Origin of the sequence: Nesterenkonia sp. CL21 (assembly GCF_031705515.1) — a bacterium.
Classification (GTDB): Bacteria; Actinomycetota; Actinomycetes; order Actinomycetales; family Micrococcaceae; genus Nesterenkonia; species Nesterenkonia aethiopica.
In genome coordinates this window covers 856176-873627 of record NZ_JAUTWR010000001.1, presented here as the reverse complement: position 1 = coordinate 873627, position 17452 = coordinate 856176, and the positions used below count along the sequence as shown (strand labels likewise).

General features: G+C 71.3%; 19 protein-coding genes. All 19 read left to right on the top strand.

Annotated features, from left to right (window positions below):
• The first annotated feature begins 145 nt into the window (after window positions 1–145).
• The gene (locus Q7C18_RS03930; RefSeq protein ID WP_311024279.1) at window positions 146–1228 is read left to right on the top strand and encodes an ArdC-like ssDNA-binding domain-containing protein; all 1083 of its coding nucleotides are present in this window, start codon (window positions 146–148) and stop codon (window positions 1226–1228) included.
• Window positions 1228–2154 carry a bifunctional DNA primase/polymerase gene (locus Q7C18_RS03925; protein ID WP_311024278.1) on the top strand — a complete coding sequence of 309 codons (927 nt, stop codon included), beginning with the start codon at window positions 1228–1230 and terminating at the stop codon, window positions 2152–2154. The genes Q7C18_RS03930 and Q7C18_RS03925 overlap by 1 nt, the downstream gene beginning before the upstream one ends.
• Entirely contained in the window at window positions 2151–2957 is an 807-nt protein-coding gene (locus tag Q7C18_RS03920; RefSeq protein ID WP_311024277.1) for a DUF2637 domain-containing protein, read from the top strand. Before Q7C18_RS03925 ends, Q7C18_RS03920 begins: the two co-directional genes overlap by 4 nt.
• A gap of 24 nt (window positions 2958–2981) precedes the next feature.
• Window positions 2982–3371, top strand: a complete 390-nt coding sequence (locus tag Q7C18_RS03915; protein ID WP_311024276.1) for a hypothetical protein — start codon at window positions 2982–2984, stop codon at window positions 3369–3371.
• Between the two features lie 87 nt (window positions 3372–3458).
• A complete protein-coding gene (locus Q7C18_RS03910; protein WP_311024275.1) occupies window positions 3459–4316 on the top strand; it encodes a hypothetical protein in 858 nt (285 codons plus the stop codon).
• Entirely contained in the window at window positions 4313–5335 is a 1023-nt protein-coding gene (locus tag Q7C18_RS03905; RefSeq protein ID WP_311024274.1) for a ParB N-terminal domain-containing protein, read from the top strand. The genes Q7C18_RS03910 and Q7C18_RS03905 overlap by 4 nt, the downstream gene beginning before the upstream one ends.
• A 71-nt stretch (window positions 5336–5406) precedes the next feature.
• Window positions 5407–6090, top strand: a complete 684-nt coding sequence (locus Q7C18_RS03900; RefSeq protein ID WP_311024273.1) for a hypothetical protein — start codon at window positions 5407–5409, stop codon at window positions 6088–6090.
• A gap of 15 nt (window positions 6091–6105) precedes the next feature.
• Window positions 6106–7746: a M23 family metallopeptidase gene (locus Q7C18_RS03895; RefSeq protein WP_311024272.1), complete on the top strand. Its 1641-nt coding sequence runs from the start codon at window positions 6106–6108 to the stop codon at window positions 7744–7746.
• On the top strand, window positions 7746–8012 hold the full coding sequence (locus Q7C18_RS03890) for a DUF6112 family protein (protein ID WP_311024271.1): 267 nt from the start codon (window positions 7746–7748) through the stop codon (window positions 8010–8012). Before Q7C18_RS03895 ends, Q7C18_RS03890 begins: the two co-directional genes overlap by 1 nt.
• A 139-nt stretch (window positions 8013–8151) precedes the next feature.
• Window positions 8152–8421: a DUF6112 family protein gene (locus tag Q7C18_RS03885; RefSeq protein WP_311024270.1), complete on the top strand. Its 270-nt coding sequence runs from the start codon at window positions 8152–8154 to the stop codon at window positions 8419–8421.
• 36 nt (window positions 8422–8457) lie between these two features.
• Window positions 8458–9831, top strand: coding sequence for a conjugal transfer protein TrbL (locus Q7C18_RS03880; RefSeq protein ID WP_311024269.1), 1374 nt, complete (start codon window positions 8458–8460; stop codon window positions 9829–9831).
• 3 nt (window positions 9832–9834) lie between these two features.
• Window positions 9835–11301 carry an SCO6880 family protein gene (locus tag Q7C18_RS03875; RefSeq protein WP_311024268.1) on the top strand — a complete coding sequence of 489 codons (1467 nt, stop codon included), beginning with the start codon at window positions 9835–9837 and terminating at the stop codon, window positions 11299–11301.
• A 125-nt stretch (window positions 11302–11426) separates the two neighbouring features.
• Window positions 11427–12200, top strand: coding sequence for a hypothetical protein (locus Q7C18_RS03870; protein WP_311024267.1), 774 nt, complete (start codon window positions 11427–11429; stop codon window positions 12198–12200).
• Window positions 12197–13681, top strand: a complete 1485-nt coding sequence (locus Q7C18_RS03865; RefSeq protein ID WP_311024266.1) for an ATP-binding protein — start codon at window positions 12197–12199, stop codon at window positions 13679–13681. Before Q7C18_RS03870 ends, Q7C18_RS03865 begins: the two co-directional genes overlap by 4 nt.
• Before the next feature lie 32 nt (window positions 13682–13713).
• Window positions 13714–14247, top strand: a complete 534-nt coding sequence (locus Q7C18_RS03860; RefSeq protein ID WP_311024265.1) for a hypothetical protein — start codon at window positions 13714–13716, stop codon at window positions 14245–14247.
• Window positions 14248–14282: 35 nt separating this feature from the next.
• Window positions 14283–16037 (top strand): TraM recognition domain-containing protein, encoded by a 1755-nt coding sequence (locus tag Q7C18_RS03855; protein ID WP_311024264.1) that lies wholly within the window; start codon window positions 14283–14285, stop codon window positions 16035–16037.
• An 88-nt stretch (window positions 16038–16125) separates the two neighbouring features.
• Window positions 16126–16608 carry a hypothetical protein gene (locus Q7C18_RS03850; RefSeq protein WP_311024263.1) on the top strand — a complete coding sequence of 161 codons (483 nt, stop codon included), beginning with the start codon at window positions 16126–16128 and terminating at the stop codon, window positions 16606–16608.
• 20 nt (window positions 16609–16628) lie between these two features.
• Window positions 16629–17225, top strand: coding sequence for a hypothetical protein (locus tag Q7C18_RS03845; RefSeq protein WP_311024446.1), 597 nt, complete (start codon window positions 16629–16631; stop codon window positions 17223–17225).
• A 6-nt stretch (window positions 17226–17231) separates the two neighbouring features.
• Window positions 17232–17432, top strand: a complete 201-nt coding sequence (locus Q7C18_RS03840; RefSeq protein ID WP_311024262.1) for a hypothetical protein — start codon at window positions 17232–17234, stop codon at window positions 17430–17432.
• Window positions 17433–17452 lie beyond the last annotated feature (20 nt).

Below are 17452 nucleotides of genomic sequence, written 5' to 3'. Positions count from 1 at the left end.
TCAGGCGCCTCCGCAGTCCTGATGGCCAACCTACCTCGTTCTGTTGTTCCCTGACCGTCTCGACTCGCCGGAGGCTCCTGGCTCACCTCGCAGGTGCAAGGTCCTGCCGCTCTCATGCGGTGGGCCTGCCGAGAGGAGGCCGACGATGGCGACGAGGCAAGAGGAGGCCCGCCAAGCGCGGGAGGCGAAGCTCGACGAGCTCCACGAGAAGCTCACCGGTGCCGTCGAACGGCTGGTCACCGGTGAGGACTGGGCCGATGCGATGCGGTTCGCTGCCCGGTTCCGGTCGCGGAGCTTCAACAACGTCTGCCTGATCTGGGAACAGCACCAGGCCGCATTCGAGGCCGGCAGGGTGCCCGAACCGTTCCCCACCCTGGTCGCGGGGTACAAGCAGTGGCAGCAGCTGGGCCGGCAGGTCGAGAAAGGCCAGGCCGGGTATCAGATCCTCGCCCCGGTCACCGGCCGATTCGCCTCGACGAACCCTGCCGATCCGGATTCCTGGCGGCGTCTGAACCGGGGCGAGAAGCCGAAGCCCGGTGAGGTCGTGCGCTCCCGCATGGTCGGCGTGCGCCCGGCCTACGTCTGGGACGCCTCTCAGACCGCCGGCGATCCGATCCCCGAACGCCCGGCACCAGCGTTGCTCGCTGGCGAAGCCCCCGAGGGGCTGGGCGAGGGTCTGGCTGAGCGGGTCGCGGCGGAGGGGTTCGAGCTGTTGTGGGTACCGCACGAGGGCATGATCGGTGGCGCGAACGGGCTGACGAACTTCGAGACCCGGCAGGTCGCCGTGCGGACGAACATGGACGATGCCGCGCAGGTGAAGACCCTCGCTCATGAGCTCGGGCACGTGCTGATGCATGGGCCGGATCAGGAGGAGGCGCGGCAGCATCGCGGGATCGGTGAGGTCGAGGCCGAATCGGTGGCGCTCATGATCGGCGCCGCCCACGGCATGGACACCACGGATTACACGATCCCGTACGTCGCGGGCTGGGCGGCGAACGTCGACGGGAAGAACCCGGTCGAGGTCGTACAGGCGGCCGGTGAGCGCATCCGCAAGACCGCGCTCAGCATCCTCGACGGTCTCGACACCGCCCAGGTGAGTGACGGCACGCCGCCCGGGCTGGAGCGCGAGACGACGCGTCCGGACCGATCCGAGGCTCGTGCTGGGGTCCCGGTCGAGCCTGATCGTGATCCGGAGCTTGAATCGGCGGCGGTAGGTCGGGGATTGTGATGGCTTCCCGCTCCGCGCTCATCGACGTCCTCGCCCACCTGGGCGAGGAAGCCCCGCTGCCGGTGGCGGCACGGGCACTCGCCCAGGCGGGGGTGCCGGTGTTCCCGTGCGCGCCGAGCGGGAAGAGCCCGCTGATCCGCGACGGGCGCGGGTTCCACGACGCGACCGCCGACCTGGGCCGGGTCGAGTCGTGGTGGCGGCAGGCGCCGGCAGCGAACATCGGCGTCCCGACCGGGCGGGCGTCGGGGGTGTCGGTGGTGGACGTGGACGTGCACGGCGTCGACGGGTTCACGGCGTTCCGCCGGGCACGCCGGGCCGGGCTGGTCTCGGGGTGGGAGGCGATGGTGCGCTCACCGACCGGCGGCCTGCACGTCTACTACCCGTCAGCCGAACGCGAGCAGGCGTCGTGGCAGGCAGGCAAGGCCGGGGTCGACTTCCGCGGCGACCGCGGCTACATCGTCATCCCGCCCTCGCGCCGTGAGATCGACGGCGAGACCCGCCTGTACCGAGTCGCCTCGCTCAGCCCCGCCCCGACCGGGCCGGTCGACGCGCAGGGCCTGCGGAACCTCCTCGCCCCGCCCCCGCCGCCGCGCCCACCGCGGCCGGTATCGGACGCGGTGGGGTCGGAGGATGCGCGGCGGATGGCGTCGTGGCTGAGCCGGCAGGACACGGACCGGAACTTGAAGCTGTTCTGGGTCTCGTGCCGTCTGGCGGAGGGTGACCTGCCGTTGGCGGATGCACTGGATGCGCTGGTGACGGTCGCCCAGCCGGATTTCGGGGAGCGGGAGATCACCCGCACCGTGCACTCCGCGTACCGCACCGTCGCCACGGGCCCGACCCTCACCCGCACTGGGGAGCGGTCGGGTGGCGGGTTCGTCGAGCTGGACGCGCAGACGCCCGCACCGACCGGCAGGGGCCTGGGATGAGCATCGAGCGGTCGCGAGGGTGGGCGGTGGTCACGGCAGCGTCGGGCACCGTCCTCATCGGCGGCGGCGCGTTCTGGCTGTCCTTCACGGCGCTGGCCGATCTCGCCGTCCGCTCGGGCATCGGAGACGGGCAGGCGTGGATATGGCCGCTGCTGGTGGACGGGCTGATCGTGGTCGCCACCGTCGCCGTCGTCGCCCTCGACGGGCACCGGGCCGCCTGGTATCCCTGGACGCTGCTGATCGCCGGCGCCCTGGTCTCGGTGACCGCGAACGCCGCCCACGCCCTGGTCACCGCCGAGGCGACCGTGCCCGGCCTGCTCGCCGCGACCGTCGCCGCCGTCCCGCCGGCGGTCTTGCTCGCGTCCACCCATCTGACGACCGTCCTCATCCGCTCCACCCGCACCCCCGACGATCCGCCCGCCGACACGAAGACGGACGAAGCCCGCCCGCCCGAGTTCTTGGCATCGTCGAGCCCGCTGCCGGAGCAGTCCGCACCGGCAGCGCTGGAGACCCCGCCCCGAGATCCCGCATCAGGTGACGTCCTCGGCGTCGAACCGACCACGGAGTCTGCCTCGTCTGCTCCGTTCGAGAACGATCCGCCTGCGCGGGTGGGGCCGGGGGCGGGGCGGCAGGAGCGTGCGGCCCGGCTGCGGGAGGCGGGCTGGTCGAACAAGCAGATCGCCCGCGAGATGCAGGTGCACCCTTCGACCGTCGGCAGGTGGCTGCCGCTCCCTCCCACGCCCGACCCCGAGCAAGGGTCTTCTGAGACGTCCGGCCCGCACGGGGCCGGCATCCCCCACTGATCCGATCGAGTAGGAACCATCATCATGAACGCCGACCAGCATCCCCACGAACCCCCGCAGCAGCCGCCGCCCGAGACGAGAGCACCGGAGCGGGCGGACCTCTCGGCAGCGATGGCGCCGGAGGCGATCCAGGCCGCCGACGTCGACCGCGACGAGCAGGCCACTCAGACCCTGGACACCGACAAGCCCACGCGCGGCGTCGACTGGGTGCGCCCCTCCGATCTGATGTCCAGGGCCGGCGGTGCGCTCTCGCGTCGCGGCATCGACTTCCAGACTGAGATGTTCCAGCACGCCCGCGCGGGCATCGCGACCGGCGCCAAGCAGGTCGCCGCGTATGCGAAGCGGCTGCCGCCGCTGTCCGCGTTCGGCCGCGAGGAGCCCGCTGCCCAGGCCCGTGGCTTAGGGCGGGACTGAGCCGGGGTGAACGGTCATGCGAACGAACCGCCTTCTCCACCTTGAGCGTGGGAGCCGATGCGCATCTGCCTCCCAGGAGGTGCCGTCATGATCCCGCGCACGATGACCGCCGCCCCAGGAGGCGGCGAGGACTACACGACCAGCGAAGGGCTACGCGCTCTGCTGACCCGGCTGCACGTGGAAGGGGCCGGCGCATGGCGCACCGACCCGACCGCCGCGAAGCTGATGCAGTACGCGGCCGACAAGTACGCCGCCCTCGCCAGGAAGCACCATCTGGACCCGTGGGAGGCCGTCAGCGCGGCGTTCGAGGTGATGCGCACCCGCTCGGCGCGGGAAGCGTCCGACCCGTGGGCGGTCATCACGCACGCGGTGCGGATCACCTGCATCGCCGAGGAACGCGGGCAGGGGCTGCTGTGCTCCACGCACCAGGCGCGCCGCCCGCACTACTCGATCTTCCACGACGCCGAACGCCTCTCCGAGCGTGAGAACCCGCTGGATGACTACCATCCCGCGTTCCACGTCACCGACCCCCACCCGGGCGACCCCGACCCGGAGGAGCCGGCCGGGGCGCGGACCACGGCGGGCTCGGCGGTGGAGGACGCGATCGCGTTCATCACCGTGCTCGGCTGGCCGCCGCAGACCGCCCGCGCCGCGGTCGAGCACGTCTGCCACGCCCTCGCCCGCGCGGGCTCGCGCCAGTCCGCGTTCGAGGTGCTGCGCCGCGACCAGCACTCCCGGCTCCTGCTCGACCTGCCCGCCTCGTCGTGGACCGGGCTGCTGCGGGCGCTGCTGGGCAACCCCGCACCGGGGGTGAGCGCGACCAGCGCCGGGCGGGGCATCCTTTTGCGGCTGCTGATCGGCGAGTCGCTGCCGGTGCTGCTGCACGACGACGATCTCGTGCTCACCGTGTCGCTGGCTGCCCCGAGGCACGGAGGCCCGTCATGAGCGGCGGCTACCTGGAGATGAAACGCGCCGTCTCCTCGATCCGGGTCGGTGCCCGACACCGCAAGGACCTGGGAGACATCGACGCGCTCGCGGAGTCGATCGACCAGCACGGGCTGCTGCAGACGATCACGATCGCCCCCGACGGGCTGCTCGTGTGCGGCAGGCGCAGGCTCGAAGCGATCCGGCGCCTGCACTGGCGCACCGTGAACCCGTGGGTGCGGCAAGGCCTCTCCGACCGGCTCGGGCAGCTGCTGTCCGAGAACGACGACAACCTGCTGCACAAGGCGCTGACCCCGCTGGAGGCCGCCGGCCTCTACCGGGAGCTCAAAGAGGTGCTCGCCGAGGACGCCGCCCGCCGCCAGGAAGCCACCCGATTCAAGGCACCCGGCCCCGAGGCTGCGGGCGGGGTGGACGGTGGCGGAAATTTTCCGGCACCGTCCACCCCTGCCGGGGAGACCCGGCAGCAGGCGGCGGCGATGATCCCCGGCGCCGCCTCCTACCGCACGCTCGACAAGATCGAGTTCGTCCAGCAGGCCGCCCTGCGAGAGGATCTCCCGGCCGAGGCGCATGCGCAGATCGCCGACGCGCTGGCGCGGATCGAGGCGGGCGCTCCCGTGCATCCGATCTTCGAGGAGGTCCGCGCCGTCGCCGGCGATCCCTGCCGCTCCAAGGACGCCGAGCTCGATGCGCTGGCGCAGGAGGCCATCGCCCGCGTCACGGCCAAACCCTCACGCCGCAAGCAGCCTCCCGTAGCGGCTGTGGCCGGGATGACGGTGTGGACGACGCGCTCGTTCCTGGTGATCTGGGGCGAGCTGACGGGCTGGTGGACGCACTACGACCCCGCGCAGCTGGCACGGGAGCTCAGCGATGAGCAGATCGAGCAGTTCCTGGCGATCGCGGACGGCACCACGCAGTTCGCCGCCGACCTCGCACAAGCCCGCGACCGCGCCCATGACAGCGGCGACGGCGGGAGCGCCAACGCGGGTGAGGGTGGGGTGCGGCACCTGCGTGCCCTGTGATCCCGCGTTCTCGCCGCCCCGGACCCCTCATGGTGCCGGGGCGGATGTGCGCCGGGGTGCACCTGGCGACCATGAACCCGACAGATGCCCCTCGCCCTCGTCGTCGCCTCATCGCCCTGATCGCGACCGCCGCCATCGTTCTGTTCCTGGCCGGCGTCGGGGTGTACGGGCTGCTCTCCGGCCCCCGCACCGCCGACGCCCCTCCACCGGCGGAATCGACCGCGCCCTCCGGCCCGGTCGGCCCCGCTCCTGCTCCGCGGGAGCTGGCCCCGATCCTAGAGACCGACGACCCGGAGGAGTTCGCCCGCCACGTCGCCGAGGCGCTGTTCGGCTGGGATACCACCAGCGGGCTCATGCCGCTGGACTACACGAGCGCGATCCTGGCCGTCGCCGACCCGAGCGGCGTCGAGCAGGCCGGCCTCGCCTCCGACATCGCCAGCTACCTCCCGAACCGTGCGACTTGGATCGAGCTGCGCCAATACTCCACGACCCAGCATCTGGAGATCACCGACGTGTACGTACCCGGCGCGTGGGCCGACGCCGAGGCGCAGGCGCAGCCGGGCCAGCTCCCCGAGGGCACCACGGCGTACACGATCGAAGGCGTCCGCCACCGCGCCGGCATCTGGAACGACGAGCCCACCACCAGCGAGCACGACGTGGCGTTCACAATCTTCCTGACCTGCCCGCCCGACGACGCCGACGAGCAGGCCTGTTATCTATTGCGGCTGTCCGTCCTCGACCAGCCCCTGCGCTGAGACGAGGAGGCGACGATGCGCAAGCTCATCGCAGCACTGGCCGCCTTGGTTCTGCTCGGCCCGATGGTCCTCCTCGTCTCGGTCGGGCTGCTCGTCAACCCTTCCGCCGCGTCCTGCGCCGCGCCCGGCGGCCGGGTGCAGGTCGGCGACATCCCCGACGAGCTGACCTCGACCACCCGGCACGGGGAGACGGTCACGCTCGGGCGCACCGAGCTCACGCACGCCGCGACGATCATCGAGACCGGCTCCGCCACCGAGGGCGTCGACCGTGACGGGATCGTGATCGCGCTGATGGCCGCGCTGACGGAGTCGCGGATGCGGATGCTCGCCAACACGTCGGCCTACCCCGACAGCGCCGACTACCCGCACGACGGCGACGGCAGTGACAACGACAGCTTGGGGCTCTTCCAGATGCGGCCCGCCGCCGGGTGGGGAACGGTCGCCGAGCTCATGGACCCCGACTACCAGGCCGCCGCGTTCTACGGCGGACCCGACGGCCCAAACCACGGCTCCCCACGCGGCCTGCTGGACATTCCCGGCTGGGAGCAGATGGGCAAAGGCGAGGCCGCCCAAGCCGTCGAGGTCTCCGCGTTCCCGGACCGGTACGACAACTACGAGCCCGTCGCCGAGCAGATTCTCACCACCCTCACCGGCAGTGGGCAGCCCGGCCCCGCCCAGGCTCTGGCGCTCGTGCCGGCGGAGCCTGTCGAGTCGGCGCGGGTCGTCTTTCCGCTGCCCGAAGGCACCTGGGTGCCCACCAGCCCGTTCGGACGCAGGGTGCATCCGATTACCGGCGAGCAGTCCTTCCACACCGGCAGCGACTTCTCCGCGCCCGACGGCACGCCGATCCTCGCCGCCGCCGACGGCACCGTGACCGTCGCGGAGTACACCGAGGCCTGGGGCGGGCAGGTCGTCATCGAGCACCGCATCGACGGGAAGACGATCGCTACCGCCTACATCCACTCCTGGGAGCACGGCATCCACGTGAGCGTGGGCGACACGGTGCGGGCCGGGCAGCACATCGCCGACGTCGGCAGCAGCGGGATGTCCACCGGGCCGCATCTGCATTTCGAAGTCCGCGACGGCGGCACCGACGGCGAGTACATCGACCCCGCCGCGTGGCTGAACGACCACGACGCCGCCGACCTCGACGAGTCCGGCGTCACCCCCGCCGGGCAGGAGGACTGCGACACCGAGACCGGCTCGCCGGGCGATCCCTCGCCGGTGGAGGGCGACGGCGACGAGCTCGTGGACGACCCCACCAGCGACGGGCAGATCACCGTCAGGATGCGCAGCGTCTACGAGCAGACCCTGGCGGCGTTCCCCGACTCGACCTGGGCGTGCTACTCACCCCGGCCCGGCACGACCTCGGAGCACCCGATCGGACGGGCCTGCGATGTCGCGTTCGGGAACGCGATCGGCCAATACCCGACCCCGGACCAGCTCGAATACGGCTGGCAGGTCACGAACTGGCTGATGGAGCACGCCGACACCCTCGGCGTGGAATACCTCATCTGGCAGGGAAAGATCTGGTCCCTCGCGCGCGCCGACGAGGGCTGGCGCGACTACGGCGGCGGTGGGATGCACGACCCCACGGATGTGACGGGCGGGCACTTCGACCACCTGCACATCACCGTCCGGCAGGAGGCGGCGTGATGGACGTGTTTCCCGATTTCGAGGGCCTGTCGGGGATCAGCGAGCTGCGCGAGGTCGCCGGCGCCCTGTTGATGTTCGCGCTGATCGTCGCGGTGCTGATGCTCATCGTCTCCGCGATCTGCTGGGCCGTCGGCGCATCGAACGGCAACTACCAGACCGCGACCAGAGGCCGGATCGGAGTGTTCGTCGCCCTGGGCGCCGCGATCCTCGCCGGCGCAGGCGTCGCCTGGCTGAACTGGCTCATCACGATCGGCGACCAGCTCTAACCGCCCCGCCTCCTCCTTCTCGCGGCCCGCCCCTGGGGTGCTTTGGCACCACCGGGGGTGGGCCGCTTTCTCGTGTGCAGGGGGCGGGGGTGCACCTGGCGGTCGGAACTGTCTGTCGTCTTCTGAAAGGGCACTCATCGTGATCGACATCGACCCCAACTCCGATGGCCTCCCCGGTATCGAGCAGCTGCGCACCATCGTGGGCGCCGTGATGACCGTCGGCCTCGTCCTGGCCGTGCTCGCGCTGATCGTCAGCGCGGTCATCTGGGCCTACGGCTCCAACTCCTCCAACCCCCACCTGGCGGGAAGGGGAAAGACGGGCCTGCTGATCTCCTGCGGCGCGGCCGTGATCTGCGGCGCCGCCGTCGCGCTGGTGAACTTCGGCTGGACCGTCGGCCAGCAGGTCTGACCCCTCTCTCTGTGCGTGTGAAAGGAGGGGCCTGCCGTGAGCGTGTGCGACATCCCCGTCATCTCCTCAGTTTGTGATGCGGTCGGCGAGGGCACCGCGTCGCTGATCGCCGCCCCGTTCGACTGGCTGGCCTCCTCGATGGCCGGGGCCGCGGCCTGGCTGATGGAGACCATGTGGCAAGTTTTCGACACCACGACCCTGGTCGACCTCAACCAGGACGGGTTCGTGTCCGTCTACAACATCGTGTTCGGGATCGCCCTGTTCATCGTCGCGATCTTCTTCTTCCTCCAGCTCATCACCGGCATGATCCAACGCGACCCCGGCGCCCTCTCACGAGCGGCGCTGGGGGCGGGGAAGTCGATCCTCGGGTCGTTCGTCGTCATCACCCTCACCACGGTGCTGCTGGAGATCGTCGACCAGCTCTGCATCGGCCTCATCCAAGCCGCCGGCGAGACCACCGAGTCGATGGGCAACCAGCTCCTCCTGCTCGCCGGCGCCTTGTCGGGGCTGAACATCACAGCTCCCGGCGTCGGCGCGATCATCTCGATCTTCCTCGCCGGCCTCATGATCGCCGCGATCGGCATCGTCTGGTTCTCCCTGCTGATCCGCAAGGCGCTGATCCTCGTCACCGTCGTCCTCGCCCCGCTCGCCCTCTCGGGGGCGTCGTGGGATGTGACCAAGGGGTGGATCGGGAAGTGGGCGACGTTCCTGATCGCCCTGATCGTCTCCAAGCTGGTGCTGGTCGTCGTGTTCCTCGTGGCGATCACGCAGGTCGCGACCCCGGTCGACGCGGGCCTGACCGCGGTGACCGAGCCGATCGCGGGCATTGTCTTGCTCGGAATCGCGGCCTTCGCCCCGTACATGGTGTACCGGCTGATCTCCTTCGTCGGCTTCGACCTCTACAACTCGATGGGCGCCGAGCAGGACGCGAAGAGCGCGATGAACCGGCCCCTGCCGATCCCCGGCAAGCCCAGCGGCGAGGGCACCAAGAAGATCCTCGACGGCTCCGGCGACGGCGGCGGCGACTCCGGCAGCGCCGACGCAGGCGGGGGCGATGGGGGCGGGAAGCCTCCGGCCCCATCCGGGCCGCCCGCCGGCACGGAGACCGCGACCGCCGAGGCCGGCACCGAGACCGCCGCGAGCTCCGGCCCGGCAGCGCCCGTGGTCGCCGGGGCGCTCGTGGCCAAGGAGTCCGCCGAGGCCGGCCCGAAGGCCGGCAACGAGGTCGGCAGCCAGGCCGACGCCGCCGCGAGCGGAGCGCAGCACACCGGAGGCGACAACACGCCCGGCAGCCCAGGCGACGCCGGCAGCAACGGGAGCGGGTCGGGTGGCACGCCGCCTCCGCCCTCGCCGCCGATGCCGAACACCCCGACCGACCCGCAGCCGGGTCCTGCCGGCGGGAAGGAGTAGACCATGCCACGCACGGACGATCCGCAGACGGCCGGCGAGCTGGTGCCGGTGAAGTTCTCCCGCCTCACCCGCCGCGGCCTCATCCTCGGCCTCTCCCTGTCGCAGATGATCGCCCTCGGTCTGGGCGGGGCGTCGCTGATCGGGGCGCTCTACGCCGGCGGCGGCATCCTCATCGCCTACTCCGCCCCCGTCTGGATGCTCGCCATCGCCCTGGCCTGGGTGAAGGCCGCCGGCCGGCCCTTGGTCGAATGGATACCGGTCTGCACGTGGTGGCTGTGGCGCACCACCGGCGGGCAGCTCCTCTACCGGCGCCGCATCACCACGCCCCGACCCGAGGGCACCCTCGCCCTGCCCGGCGACATGGCGCGGCTGCGGGAGTACACCGACCCCGACACCGGGGCGGGCATGATCCACGACCCGTCCGCGAACACGCTCACGGTCGTCGTGGCCGTCTCCCATCCCGCGTTCGTGCTCCTGGACCCGTCCGAGCAGAACCGCAGGGTCTCGGCCTGGGGCAGGGTGCTCGCCACGATCTGCCGCTCCGGGCGAGTGTCCGCGTTGCAGGTGCTGGAGCGGACCCTGCCCGAGGCGGGGCAGGGTCTGGCGGAATGGTGGGCCGAGCACGGCACCCACGACGGGTCCTGGGCCTCGACCACCTACGGTGAGCTCATCGAGCGCGCCGGCCCCGCTGGGGAGCGGCACGCCACGACCTTGTCGCTGTCCCTGGACATGCGCGCGGCCGGCCGGCAGATCCGCACCGCCGGCGGCGGCATGAAAGGCGCCGCGAACGTGCTGCGCCAGGAGATGACCACGCTCGCCTCGGCGCTGCGGGCGGCGGACCTCGACCCGTCCGGGTGGCTGTCGGCCGGGCAGCTCGCGGTGATGCTGCGCACCGCCTACGATCCGGCGATCGGCCCGACCCTGGAACGCCACGGGCAGCTCGGCCACGACCTCGCCACCGCAGGTCCCGTCGCGGTCACCGAGACCTGGGATCGGCTGCGCACCGACTCCGGCCACCACGCCGTGCTCTGGATCTCGGAGTGGCCGCGAGCGATGGTCTATCCCGGCTTCCTCGCCCCGATCGCGCTGTCGACGGGGATTCAGCGGTCGATCTCGCTGCTGTGCACCCCGCTGCGCACCGACCAGGCCGTGCGCGACCTACGCAAGAAGAAGGTCGAGTACATCAGCGACCGTGCACAGCGGGCGAAGATCGGGCAGATCCAGGACGCCTCCCAGGCCGCGGAGTACGAGGACGTCCTGCGGCAGGAAAGCGATCTGACGGCCGGGCACGGCGTGGTGCGCTACACCGGGCTGATCGCCGTTACCGCCCCGACCGTGGAGGAGCTCGACACGGCGGTCGCGGCGATCGAGCAAGCCGCGATCCAGGCCTCCTGCGAGACCAGGCGCCTGGTCGGGCAGCAAGCGGCCGCGTTCACCGCCGCTGCTTTGCCGATCGCCCGCCGCGTCTGACCCCGCCTGCGCTCGGTGCGCGCTCGGGTGCACCTGGCACACAGCAGCGCCCCGACCTCTCCTTCACCTCCGGAGGTCGGGGCGTTGCCACACCCGATCCCTGAAACCTGTGAGAGGCGCCGATCATGCCGACGTTCAACGACCCCAATGCCGATGCCCGCGAGAGCGCTGAGGCCCTGCGCGGACTCGCTCACGCCAGCCAGCGCGTCGAGGACCCCGAGGTGCTGTACCCGGTGATCGGGGAGCTCATGGCGACCACCCGGAACCTGTCACAGGTGCTCGACCAGCTCGGACGTGCCTACCAGCGCCACACCGCCCGCGCGACCACTGATGCCGGCGACCGGGAGACCGGCAGCCGGTTCACGTTCGAGGCTGCCGCCGCGCTACAGGAGGCTTCCGCTCGTCTCCGGCAGGCCGACACGGTCCTCGACCGGGCCTCGAACCGGGCCGCCCGCATCGCCTGGCAGCCCGAGGATGCTCCGCACCGGTGGGTCAGCGTCGTGTTCCTCCAAGGCGAGGAGGCCGAGCCGGTGATGGAGATCATCGACCGGCAGGGCACCGACCCCGCGATCGAATACCTCGCCGGCTGGGACCACGGCGAGGACACCATCGCCGATGCGATGGAGAACGGGTACGTCTACGACGCCGCCCCGCAGACCCCCGCAGACCGGCTCGCCACCCGAGACGACTACGCCCTCACCTACAGCCCGGACCTCGGCTACGTCGGCCTGGCCCGACGCATCGACGCCCCCGACCCCGAACCATCGGCGCAGCCCGGCGAGCACCCCGTCCATGACGGGGCGGGCCGGCACCGTGGGCCGCGCCGGGCGGATGGGGCCTCGTGGTTCCTGCCGGATGCGATCGCCGAGGTCGCTGAGGAGCGAGGACTGTACCGATGACCCGGCCGGAGTCCGAGCGGCTGCACACCGCCGTCCTCGTCACCCCGTCCAAGGAACGGCGCCGACTGCGCAAACAGCGCCGGCACGCGGCCGCGAAGCTCATCGCCGAGCAGCGCAGAAAGCAGCAAGCCGAGGCGAAGGCGAAGCAGGCCCGCGACCGCGCCGAGCGCCGGGCGGCCCGGTATCTGCCCACCGCCGGCGAGCCCGGCCCCGCCATGCTGCGCACACCGGGAAGGTTCCGGCTACCCAGACACCAGGACACCTCCGCGATGCTCGCCGGCGCCTACCCGTTCCTCGCTGAAGGCGGCCTCGGCTCGCAGGGCGTGTTCATCGGGCAGGACCTCTACTCGGGCGGGAGCTTCGTCTACGACCCGTGGGTGCTGTATGCGAACGGGGTCATCACCGCCCCGAACGTCGTCGTCGCCGGGATCGTCGGATCAGGGAAATCCTCCCTCGCGAAATCGCTCTATACGAGGTCGTTAGGGTTCGGGCGGCGGGTCTACATTCCCGGCGATCCGAAGGGCGAGCACAGCGCCGTCGCCGAGGCCGTCGGCGGTCGGGCGATCAAGCTCGGCCACGGCCTGCCCGCCCGCCTGAACCCTCTGGATGAGGGGTACCGGCCGGGTGGGATGGATGATGAGCAGTGGACGGCGACGGTCACCTCCCGCCGTCGTGACCTCATCGGCGCCCTGACCGAGACGGTGCTGGCGCGGCCTATGTCGCCGTTGGAGCACACCGCGATCGATACCGCGTTGGCGGCGACGATGCGGGAGAACACGGTGCCGATTTTGCCGATGGTCGTCGACCATCTCCTCGACCCCGCAACGGATCAGGACGGCCGGCTCAAGGAGGACGGCCGCATGGTCGGCCATGCGCTGCGGCGTCTGGTCCGCGGTGACCTGGCCGGCCTGTTCGACGGACCCTCGACGGAGGTGTTCGACCCGTCGCTGCCGATGATCTCCCTGGACCTGTCGCAGGTCACGGAGAACTCCACGCTCATCTCGGCGCTGATGACCTGCTCGTCGGCGTGGATGGAGGCCGCTCTGCTCGACCCGTCCGGTGGGCAGCGCTGGTGCATCTACGACGAGGCCTGGCGGCTCATGTCCCAGCCGGCCCTCCTGCGACGGATGGATGCGCACTGGAGGCTCGCCCGTGCGTATGGGATCGCGAACGCGATGATCTTCCACAAGGTCTCCGACCTCGACAACGTCGGCGACCAAGGCTCGGCGATGCGGGGGCTGGCGAACAGCCTCCTGGCGAATGCGGAGACCAGGATCATCTACAGGCAAGAATCCGACCAGCTCGGCCCGACCTCTCAGGCGCTGGGGCTGACCGGCACCGAGCAGTCCCTGCTGCCCACGCTCGGGGTCGGGCAGGGCCTGTGGAAGATCAAGGGCAAGTCCTACGTGATCCAGCATCAGCTACACCCTGCCGAAAATCGGCTCTTCGACACGAGCTCGCGGGCAGCGGCACGCAGCTAGGACACGCAGGCGGTGCGGGCGCACCTGCCGGCATGAGACATGCCCCGAACCCTGATTCGTCAGCCCCGATCTCGGTGCCGCATCTCGTGCTCGACGTGCACGAGGACGGCACCCTGGCCGCCACCTTGAACACCCACCCGGTCGCCGCTCCCGAGGAGTCGGGGGCGTGGCGGCGGGCGATGTTCGCGCAGATCATCGACCACGTCACCCATGACCGGGCGATCCCGGTGCGGGTCACGGTACACGAGTCCGACGGCACCACGTTCACCGACATCCTCCCCGCCGCCCCACGCCCCGCCCCGCAACCCGAAGCGGCGCCGAAGCCGGAGCCGGTCAAGGCGGCCAAGCGTCGCCGCGGCACCGATCCGATCCGTGTCGACGGTGGGGATGGGTTCATCGCCGGGGAGGACGTCGCGGTCGCGCTGATCGTCGCCCACACGGACGCCACCCCCGACGGGCAGGCTCGTGCCCTGCTCGATCCCGCCCAGGTCGCCGCAGCGAAGGCGGGCGAGGTGGTGCTGGTCGGGCGGGTCTCCGGCACGATCGCCGTCCGGGGCCTGTCGTGACCGGCCAGCCCGCCCGCTCCGGGAACGGCGGGGCGATGGGCGACGAGCTCACCAACATGATCCTCATCGCCATCGGCGCCCTGCTCGGGGTCGCGTTCGTGCTGCGGATCGCCGGCAGCGTGGCCGCGTTCCTCACCGGCACCGCCCAGCCGACCGCGGGGATGACCGGCGGGGTCGCTGTGTTCTTCGATCCCGCCGATCCCGGCGGGCAGCTCGGCGCCAACGGGTTGAGCCCGGTCGTCTACTGGATCGTCGCCGCCCTCATGCTCACGATCCTCGTCACGGCGGGATTCTGGGCGTGGGGGCTGATCCGGCGCATGAGCCGGCAGGCCGCGCACGACCCGCACCGGCAGGAGGGCACCGCCACCCGCCACGAGGTCGCCCGCGCCGCCTCCGCGAAAGCGCTGCTGCATCGCGCGGGCACGCTGCGTCCGACACTGGAAGATCCCCGGCCCGGTGATGTCGGCTACCGGCTCGGCACCGCGCACCGGCACGAGGTCTGGGCCTCGGTCGAGGACTCCATCCTGCTCGTGGGAGCCCCGCGAAGCGGCAAGGGCCTGTTCCTCGTGATCCCGGCAATCCTCGACGCCCCTGGCGCGGTGGTCACCACCTCGACGCGCCCCGACAACGTGACCGCGTGCCTGCGCGCACGCAGGCGGATCGGGCCGGTCGCGGTGTTCGACCCGCAGCATCTGGCCGAAGGCCTGCCGGCCGGGATGCGATGGTCGCCGATCCGGGGATGCGAGTCGCCGCAGACCGCGATGATCCGCGCCGCCGGCCTCGCCTCGGCCACCGGCCTGTCCGCGGGCGGGGTCGAGGGCGGCGACTTCTGGGAAGGCAAGACCAAAGCCGCCCTGCAAGCCCTCCTGCACGCCGCCGCCCTCGATGGGCGGAGTCCGGCCGAGCTGTTCCGGTGGACGCTCGATCCCACGAGCGCGGCCGATGCGGTCGCGATCCTCACCAACCATCCCGGCGCGGCGACCGGGTGGGCGGACTCGCTCGCCTCGATGATCGACGCCGACCCTCGCACCAGAGACTCGATCTGGCAAGGCGTCAGCCTCTCGCTCGCAGCGCTGGCCGACCCTCGGGTGCTCGATGCGGTCTCCCCAGGCGAGGGTGAGGAGTTCGACCCCGAGCAATTCATCCAACGGCGCGGCACTCTGTTCCTCCTCGCGACCGGGGCCGGGGCGGGCAACAGCGCCGCGCTCGTCGCCGCACTGGTCGAGGACCTGGTTGAGACGGCCCGCCGGCTCGCCGCCCGATCGACGGGAGCGCGGTTGGACCCACCGATGCTGCTCGCCCTCGATGAGATCGGCAATCTCTCGCCCCTGCCGAGCCTGCCGACATTGATGTCCGAAGGCGGGGGCACGGGCATCACGACCTTCGCGGTCTTGCAATCCCTCGCGCAGGCCCGCGACCGGTGGAACGAGCACCAGGCCGGAGCGATCTGGGATTCCTCGATCGTGAAGATCCTCCTCGGCGGCGCCTCCAACAGCCGCGACCTGCAAGACCTCTCCACGCTGATCGGGGAACGCGACGAGCTGACCGACTCGACCACCGTCGGCGACTACGGCTCCCGCTCCAACCAGCGCTCCGTGCGCCGGGTCGCGATCCTCCCGCCGGACCGGATCAGGACGCTCCCGTTCGGCACCGCCGTCACCCTCCTGCGCTCAGCGCCACCGATCATCACCGATCTGCGCTCCTGGCCCGACCGACCCGACGGGGCACGACTCAAGGCCGACCGGGTCGAGGTCGAGCGCCTCCTGCACAACGCCCAGCAACAGCAGTAGCCGGCCGGGTAGAGCGCTGGGCAGCAGACGCGCACCTGCCTGCCGCAGCGGACCCACCGCCGCCTGAGCAGAGTCAGAGGAGTACGCCATGAGCGAGCAGCAGCACAGCAACCCGGACCCGGAGATCGGCGAGGCCTTCTACGGATTCATCGCCTCCGACCCGAAGCCCACCACGCATGACGGCACGAAGCGCCTGTACTTCCGGGCCGGGCAGGAGCACTACGACTTCGCAGCCGACGGATCGCGCATCAAGCTGCCCACGACCTTCCACGATGTCGTGGCGTTCCGGGGCGCGGCCGAGAGCGGAGAGCGGAAGCTCGAAAAGGGCGACTGGTTCCTCGCGGCAGGACGCACCCAGTCGAGCACCAATCCCAACACCGGAGCCGAGCGCACAGAGTTCATCGCGAGCCGGTTCGGGCACGACCTCGCCCGCATGAACACCGAGGTCGGCACCCCACGACGCCGCGCGCAGATGCAGTCCGCGAACCGTGAGCAGCCCGAGCGCTCCGTCACCTTCGAGCCCGTCGAGCAGGACCAGCCCGAGCACGAGCAGCCCGCACGGGCCATGTGAGCGAAGAGGGCCGAGACATGATGAACGGGAACACCACGCCCCCGCCCGACGACACGGACACCAACGGCAAGGAGTGGGAGGACGACGGCTTCGGGCGGCTCGACCCGGACGACGACGTGCCCGGCCCGCCCAGGCCGGTGAACTGGAACCTGCTGCTCTCCCACGACCTGGAGCAGGAGTGGGTGGCGCTGAACCGATGGGTCGAATGGCTCCGCCGCACCTACGCACTCCCCGCATCGGTGATCCCTCCCTACTGGCACCGACACCCCGAGCTGCACTGGGAACTCAGTGCGCTGCATCTGCACTGGCTCGGTGCCTACGACCCCGAGCAGAACGCCTCAGCCGCGATCGGGTGGCACCGCGACTTCGCCGCCGCCCGGCAGCGACTGCGCGACTGGGTCGCCGCATCCGGCACGAGGCTGGATCGCGACCGCCCATCCCGGCAGACCTCCTGGCCCGGCGAACCACCCGCCCCGCCGGTCGAGGACGTCCCGATCACCGACCGACGCTCGGACTTCATCGCGTTCGTGATCGAGCAAGTCGCCCGCCGCAAGGCCGCCGAGGACGCCGTCTTCGCCCGCCTCGACGACCTCGATGCCGACGCCGAGGACGGGTGAGCGGTGATGGTGCGTAACTATGAGCGCAAGACCACCCGGCCGCCGGCGGATCGGAACCTGCGGGTCACGTTCACGAGGCGGGAGCAGATCGACGTGGAGAAGGTCGCCGAAGTCCTCATCCGCGTCGCCCTGCGCGAGGCCGGCACCGCCAGCGCGGTCGGTCACGCCGGAGACCGGCTCCGGGCGCTGCTGGGCAGCCAGCGGTAGAATCCCTGTAGTACGTCCAT